General features: G+C 64.0%; 7 protein-coding genes and 1 pseudogene. 4 read left to right on the top strand and 4 right to left on the bottom strand.

The genetic code is table 11. The features are described from left to right. Positions 1-200: pseudogene (locus AC1D00_RS22000) on the bottom strand (chromosomal replication initiator DnaA); the annotation flags it as partial. Positions 201-289: 89 nt separating this feature from the next. After that, positions 290-832 carry a CDP-alcohol phosphatidyltransferase family protein gene (locus AC1D00_RS21995; protein ID WP_027542953.1) on the bottom strand — a complete coding sequence of 181 codons (543 nt, stop codon included), beginning with the start codon at positions 830-832 and terminating at the stop codon, positions 290-292. A gap of 154 nt (positions 833-986) precedes the next feature. Between AC1D00_RS21995 and purM the strand changes: the two genes are divergently transcribed. Both purM and purN read left to right on the top strand, forming a co-directional pair. Then, positions 987-2,060 (top strand): phosphoribosylformylglycinamidine cyclo-ligase, encoded by a 1,074-nt coding sequence (gene purM, locus AC1D00_RS21990; RefSeq protein ID WP_477012107.1) that lies wholly within the window; start codon positions 987-989, stop codon positions 2,058-2,060. Continuing rightward, positions 2,060-2,713 (top strand): phosphoribosylglycinamide formyltransferase, encoded by a 654-nt coding sequence (purN, locus tag AC1D00_RS21985; protein ID WP_477012106.1) that lies wholly within the window; start codon positions 2,060-2,062, stop codon positions 2,711-2,713. Before purM ends, purN begins: the two co-directional genes overlap by 1 nt. Before the next feature lie 85 nt (positions 2,714-2,798). Here the strand turns inward: purN and AC1D00_RS21980 are convergent, their stop codons facing one another. Then, positions 2,799-3,005, bottom strand: coding sequence for a cold-shock protein (locus AC1D00_RS21980; RefSeq protein ID WP_008129967.1), 207 nt, complete (start codon positions 3,003-3,005; stop codon positions 2,799-2,801). 382 nt (positions 3,006-3,387) lie between these two features. On the opposite strand from AC1D00_RS21980, the gene AC1D00_RS21975 reads away from it, so the two are divergent. Continuing rightward, a complete protein-coding gene (locus AC1D00_RS21975) occupies positions 3,388-4,512 on the top strand; it encodes an autotransporter outer membrane beta-barrel domain-containing protein (RefSeq protein WP_477012105.1) in 1,125 nt (374 codons plus the stop codon). 18 nt (positions 4,513-4,530) lie between these two features. Here AC1D00_RS21975 and AC1D00_RS21970 read toward each other — a convergent pair whose 3' ends face one another. Next, on the bottom strand, positions 4,531-5,571 hold the full coding sequence (locus AC1D00_RS21970; RefSeq protein WP_027542949.1) for a LysR family transcriptional regulator: 1,041 nt from the start codon (positions 5,569-5,571) through the stop codon (positions 4,531-4,533). 74 nt (positions 5,572-5,645) lie between these two features. Here AC1D00_RS21970 and AC1D00_RS21965 point away from each other — a divergent pair. Beyond that, positions 5,646-6,235 (top strand): hypothetical protein (locus tag AC1D00_RS21965; protein WP_477012104.1); only part of this gene is annotated, 590 nt, incomplete at its 3' end.

Raw genomic sequence — 6,235 nt, 5'->3', positions numbered from 1 at the left:
GCCCAGATCGCGGCGAGATGGCTCTTGCCGCTGCCTTCGGGGCCGGCCAGCCACATGATCCGGTTCGGCCATTCCGGCCAGCCGTCGATCAGGGCAAGGCCGGCAGCGTTGGCGGGGCCTTCGAGGAAATTGTCCCGGCTGAGGCTCTCCGCGTGCGGAAGCGAGAACGCCAATTGTCGGGGGTGAACGCGGCCTGCCACGCTTGCTTTGCTCCATGCCGGACGGCCGGCCTCGGTTGAAAGATTCGACCTATCGGGCGTGAGTTGGCCCTTTGCGGGCCGGTTCACGCTCATTTGGCCTCGATCGTGCTCATGTGCCGCACCCACTCGACGAGATAGAGCGACACGGAGGAGAGCGTGAAGATCGTGACGAGACCCATCAGGATAATATCATAGGGCGCCGGCTTGAAACCGAAGGCAAGCGCCGCCAGCACCAGCGCTGCGAATGCCACCTGGGCGACCGTGTTGAGCTTCGACACTTTCGACGGCTTCATCTCGACGGGCCGGTCGAACAGCCAGGACACGATCACGGCGGCGACGATCATGATGTCGCGGGATACCACCAGGATCACGATCCAGCGCGGAATCGCGCCCCAGATGCCGAGCGACATATAGATCGAGACGAGCAGCGCCTTGTCAGCGAGCGGATCGAGCAAGGCGCCGAGCTCGCTTGTCATGTTGAAGCGCTTGGCGAGGAAGCCGTCCACGGCATCGCTGATCCCGGCGATCAGGAAGACGGCGAAAGCCACCTCCATTTGGCTCGACACGATGGCCCAGACAATGATCGGGACCAGCATGATGCGGCCCAGGGTAATGATGTTCGGAATACTCACGCGGCGCTTCCCGGCACCCGGCCTGACCTCGAATCCGGCCTCTTTGAAGGCTGAACCCGTTGATATCTACATAGTATGGCGCCGAGCGCCATGCGAGCCATTGCGCGTCCCCGGAATTCGACGTAACCAGCCGCAAACCCACTGGAAATCGGGCATGACCGACCGCAAAAACGGCCTCACTTACGCCGATTCAGGCGTCGACATCGACGCGGGCAACCGCCTGGTCGATCTGATCAAGCCGATGGTGCGCGCCACCGCGCGGCCCGGCGCCGACGCCGAGATCGGCGGCTTTGGCGGCCTGTTCGACCTCAAGGCGGCCGGTTTCAAGGATCCCGTCCTGGTCGCCGCCACCGACGGCGTCGGAACCAAGGTCAAGATCGCGATCGAGACCGGCCTGCATGGCGGGATCGGCATCGACCTCGTCGCCATGAGCGTCAACGACCTCGTGGTGCAGGGCGCCGAGCCGCTGTTTTTTCTCGACTATTTCGCCTGCGGCAAGCTCGACCCGGAGGCGACGGCCGCGATCGTCGCCGGCGTCGCCGAAGGCTGCCGGGAATCGGGCTGCGCCCTGATCGGCGGCGAAACCGCCGAGATGCCCGGCCTCTACAAGGACGGCGACTATGACCTCGGCGGCTTTGCCGTCGGCGCCGCAGAGCGCGGGACGCTGTTGCCGCGCAAGGACATCGCCGCGGGCGACGCCGTGATCGGTCTCGCCTCGTCGGGCGTGCACTCCAACGGCTTCTCGCTGGTGCGCAAGATCGTCGAGCAGTCCGGCCTCGGCTTCGGGGCGCAGGCGCCGTTCGCGCCCGTCATGACGCTCGGCGGTGCGCTGCTGACGCCGACGCGCCTCTACGTCAAATCCTGCCTGCGCGCGATCCGCGAGACCGGCGCGGTGAAGGGGCTCGCCCATATCACCGGCGGCGGTTTCACCGACAATATTCCGCGCGTGCTGCCGAAGAATCTTGGCGTCGGCATCGATCTGGAACGCCTGCCGGTGCTGCCGGTGTTCAAATGGCTGGCCGCGCAGGCCGGCATCGCCGAGCTCGAAATGCTGCGCACCTTCAACTGCGGCATCGGCATGATCGCGATCGTCGAGCCGGAGAAGGTCGACAAGGTGATCGAGGTCTTCGCCGACGCCGGCGAGACCGTGGCGCAGCTCGGCACCGTGATCCCGGCCGAGGGCGAGCACCGTGTCGTCTATAACGGCCACCTCGACCTGGCGCTGTGATGAAGCGCCGCGTCGCCATCCTGATCTCCGGCCGCGGCTCAAACATGTCGGCCCTGATCAGGGCTGCCGCCGCGCCGGATTTTCCGGCGGAGATTTCGCTCGTGATCTCGAACAAGGCCGACGCGCTCGGGCTCGAACGGGCCAGGGCGGGCGGCGTAAAGACCCTGGTGATCGAGAGCAAGCCGTTCGGCAAGGACCGCGCCGGCTTCGAGGCGGTGCTGCAGGCCGCGCTCGATCAGCACGGCATCGAGCTGATCTGTCTCGGCGGCTTCATGCGCCTGTTTACGGCCGAATTCACCAAGTCCTGGTACGGGCGGATGCTCAACATCCATCCCTCGCTGCTGCCGTCGTTTCCCGGCCTCGACCCGCACGGCCAGGCGCTGCGCGCCGGTGTGAAACTGTCTGGCGCGACGGTGCACTTCGTCATCCCCGAGACTGATGCCGGCCCGATCGTGATGCAGGGCGCGGTTCCCGTCAGCGACCACGATACGGCGGACACGCTGTCGGAGCGCATCCTCGAAGTCGAGCACCGCATCTATCCGGAAGCGCTACGGCTGCTGGCGACCGGCAAGGTCCTGATCGAGGGCGATGTCTGCAAGACAGCGGGAAGTGGGCCGTCGGAGAATTTTCTGATTGCGCCCGTGGTGCGCTGAGGCGCCGCGCGTTTCGTCGTCACAAACAAAATCCCCCGGCAGAGCCGGGGGCAACGTCGTGATGTCTCGCGTGTGAGACGAGAGATCAGGAGACCTTGAGGTTTTCCGCGGATGATTTTCCGCGGTTCTCCACGAGGTCGTATTCAACCACCTGGTTTTCGTTGAGGGTGGAGAGTCCGGCACGCTCGACGGCGGAGATGTGGACGAACACGTCCTTGTCGCTGCCGTTCGGCTTGATGAACCCATAGCCCTTGGTCGGGTTGAACCATTTGACGGTGCCCTTTTGCGGCATCGCTAGTCTCCTCCGCTAGATAAAAAAAAAGACGCGGCCGCTTTTCGCGTGCCACGCCACAAACGGGCTTCCGGAAGTCTGTTCGAGTCTTGAGTCTCAATGTCGCGAAACGCACAGTCGAGCGGCCAATTCCGATTGTGTCCGATATTGCAACACGAAAATCGCGCATTAGCAAGCCGCGCGCGAATTTCAAGACCCCAACCGGAAGTGCCCGTCTGCAATTTCCGACCTGTGGCCGCGGAACCACAATCGGGAGCAATCACCCTCGTCTGGAGGCCCCAGCCGGTTGACCCTCTGTAACAGTTCGGCGCAAATCGTGGCATGCGAGCGCCGCTCGTGTTGCATTTTTGCGCGCCGCCATTTTGCTTCGGGATTTGTGGTCATGAGCTGCCCATCGCAGCCCTCCGGGACACGGCAGACGACCGGGTTGGACCGCGTCCGCCGGGTTGCGATTGCGATGGCTGTTGCGTTCGTCGCGATGATGTCGGCGGCCACGCCAGGCTTTGCACAGAGCCCGACGCCGACGCCGACACCCACGCCGATACCATCACCGACTCCCATTCCGGTACCGAGTGCGACCACGCTCGATCTCGGATCGAACTTCCTGGAGCGGCTCGGCAACCGGGCGTCGGGCGGCATCGACCGATCGCTGCGTACCAATCCCGGCGGTGGCGGCGCGTCCGAGAGCACGGAGGATCCGCGCTACCGCACCTGGTTCGAGGGTTATGGCATCTCGGTCCGAACCGATGCGCAGGGCGATTTCGTCGGCGACAAGCGCAAGACCGTTGGCGGCGTCGCCGGCTTCGGTGCGCGGCTTGCGCCGGGCGTCAACATCGGCTTCTCCGTCGACCAGAGCCACACCGATATCGACGTGCCGCTCGCGCTCCAGTCGGCAACGCTCGATTTGACCCAGGTCGGTTTCAACGGCTCCATCGACAAGGGTCCGTGGACCTGGGCTTTCGCGGTGGTGCACGGTTTCGGCAAGGTCCGTTCCAGCCGGGACACCGGCTTTGGCCTTGCCACCGCCGGCTATCATGCCGCGRTCGACGGCGCACTGACGGAGATCAGCTACTACTGGACCAAGGATCAGATGCGCGTCGTGCCCAAGGGCGCGCTCGAATATGTCCGCGCCACCAGTGCGGCGTACCAGGAGGCCGGTGGCCTCGATCCACTCAACGTCGGCTCGACGGCGCTCTCGCGCGCGCGTGTCATGATCGGGGCCGAGGTCGGGCGCTACTTCATCTTCGGCCAGAAGATTCTGGATCTCTCGGCCTACGGCAAGTTCGTCGACAATTTCTACCAGAACCTTGGCTCGGTCCAGGTCAGCCTGGGGACCGCGAGCATCGTCGTGCCCGGCATCGGCGAGAGCCGCTACGGCATGGATGCCGGCGCCTCCGCCTCGCTCAGCCTGACCAACACCGCGCGGCTCTACATCAATTACGACGGCAAGTTCCGCAACGAGCTCACCTCGCACCAGGGCACGGTCGGCTTCGAATATCGGTGGTGAGGCGCAGCTCGCCTGCGCCTATGTCGGCGTCGCTGCGATGTAACCGGTGAGCCCAAAGCCTTCGCGCGCGGCCGTCATCATCGGCACCAGCGCGTTCGGATGGATGAACTCATCGCGGAAGCAGGGATAAGTCCTGGGATCGAAGATCTTCTTCAGCCAGTCGATCACGATCTTGTGGCGCTCGGAGTCGCGAAACTCCTTGTGATAGGTGAGCCAGAGGTCGGCGTGGTGGCTCACGCCGAGATCGACGGCAATGAACGGTGCGCCGAGCGCGATCGACACCGTCGGCAGGAAGCCGATGCCGGCGCCGCGCTCGACCGCATAGAGTACGCCGACCGAGGAGTTGGTCTTGATGCCGACGATGCCCTCGAGCGATTTGAGCCCGAGCACGCGGGCGTAGGCCCCGTCGTCGACCTGCGGAGCACTCTGCTTGATGATGCGGTGGTTCTTCAATTCAGCGAGCGTCGTCGGCAGGCCGTAGAGGCTTTCGTACTCCTTGGAGACGAAGGGGTAGATGTGCAGACGGCCGAGCTTTGCGACGATCAGATCGGGGTTGGTCGGCGGCTCGAGCTGGATCGCGATATCGGACTCGAGCCGCGCGACGTCGGCCTGCTCCATCGCGCAGCGCAGATCGACGGTGATCTTGCGATAGGTTTTCTGGAAATCGATCAGCCGCGGCAGGATCCAGAAATTACCGGGGCCTTCCGTCACTGCGACGCGCACGGTGCCCGACGTATCGTTCGACGAGCGCGATGCGCGCCGGAAGACGTTGAAGGCGTGACGCTCCATATGCGCGACGTCGGCAATCATCGCGGTGCCTTCGTCGCTGAGCGTGAGCCCGCTCTGGTCGCGCAGGAACAGCTTGCAGCCGATGCTCTCTTCGAGCCGGTCGATCCGGCGCATCAGCGTCGTTGAGGTGAGGCCGAGTTCTTCGGCGGCGTTGCGAAAACTTTTATATTTCGCGCACGCTAGAAATAGTTTCAAATCGTCCCAGGATGCGTCCAGGGCTTCTTCACGGTGCTGCATCATCGCAGCACCCCGGTGCAATAACTGCTGCATACTCCTGATCCCCTACCGCTAAGCTCGACATAGCGGGGCACGAAAGCCGCGAACGATAGAAGGGCGATCAGGGTATGGAAAGGGGCTCCTTTGCCGCAAGGCATGATTTCGACGCGCTGCCGCTCAGTTCGGACGTCGATGTCCGTTGTGCGCAATTTTCTGAAATTGCCGCGCTTTCCGAGATGGCGCGCCGGCTGGTGCCCGGCGTGCAGATCGGGACGGCAGAGCTTGCAAAATACTTCACTTTCGATCCTCAAAGCATCCTGGCTTTCAGCCGGAACGGCAAGCTGGTCGGTGGCATGGCCTTCCTGTTTCTGAGCGACCGCGGGCACGATGCGTTGTTGCTCGATGAGATATGTCTCACCGCGCCGGAGACGCACTATCTCGCCTCCGCGGAGGAGGAGGTTGCTGCCATCTACATCTGGGCGATCGCGGCGACGGGCCGCGGCATCGCTGGTCTCGGCAAGGCCGCGGCCCACCTGCGACAGCTAAGATTTCGCGGCGCGGATTGCTATGCGCAGCCGTCAACCGTGGCCGGACGCGATATCATGAGGGCGACCGGCTTCGAGCCGGTCCCGAGCTTCCAACCCGACCTGTGGTGCTACGAGCGTCCATGGCACCGGCACCCGATGCGCATGCCGGGCGCGATCATCCAAGCAAGGAG

The organism is Bradyrhizobium sp. P2_E8, from assembly GCF_056403875.1.
The sequence above is the reverse complement of the archived record's forward strand: the minus strand, read 5'-3'. Positions and strand labels throughout refer to the sequence as shown.